This window comes from Elioraea sp. Yellowstone, assembly GCF_006704265.1.
In the GTDB taxonomy this organism is placed as follows: domain Bacteria; phylum Pseudomonadota; class Alphaproteobacteria; order Acetobacterales; family Acetobacteraceae; genus Elioraea.
Window position 1 is genome coordinate 1 of the sequence record NZ_VIKA01000337.1, and the last position, 521, is coordinate 521.

1 protein-coding gene is annotated in these 521 nt (G+C 76.4%); it reads right to left on the bottom strand.

The window, feature by feature from the left end:
• Positions 1-59: 59 nt before the first annotated feature.
• A partial coding sequence (locus FK498_RS19020; protein ID WP_370510924.1) for an NAD(P)H-hydrate epimerase occupies positions 60-521 on the bottom strand: 462 nt, incomplete at its 5' end.

Consider the following 521-nt stretch of genomic DNA (forward strand, 5'->3'; position numbering starts at 1 on the left):
TGCGCTAGCGTCGTCGCGACAACGATCACGGGAGAGACCGATGCGTCCGCTCGCAGCCCTCACCGCCGCCCTCGCGCCGCCCCGGTCATCGCCGCGCCGGCGACGATGGTCAGGCTGCCGCGGCTGTACTTGTGGTCGTCCGGTCCGGGGCGGCGCAGGCGGCCGCGCCACAGCGCCGGGTCGTTGCGGAACGTGCGCGGGGCGATGGCGGGGAGGACGGCATCGGGAATGCCGATCGGCGCGCACAGGGTCTCGCCGCAGAGATCCCGCCCCGGGCGCAGCAGATGCGCCGGCTTGAGCCGGAAGAAGGTCACGGTCAGCGCGGCCTGCGGCGCGAAGCCCAGCACCGCGCCGGTATCGCCCGCGACTCCTGAGGGCAGGTCCACCGCCACCACCGGCGCGCGGCAGGCGGCGAGCGTCGCCGCGACGACACCCCCGACAGGGCGCGCGAGGCCCGCGCCGAACACCGCATCGACCACGAGCTGCGCGCGTGCGACGGCCGCCGGCGCCAGCGGCTCCAC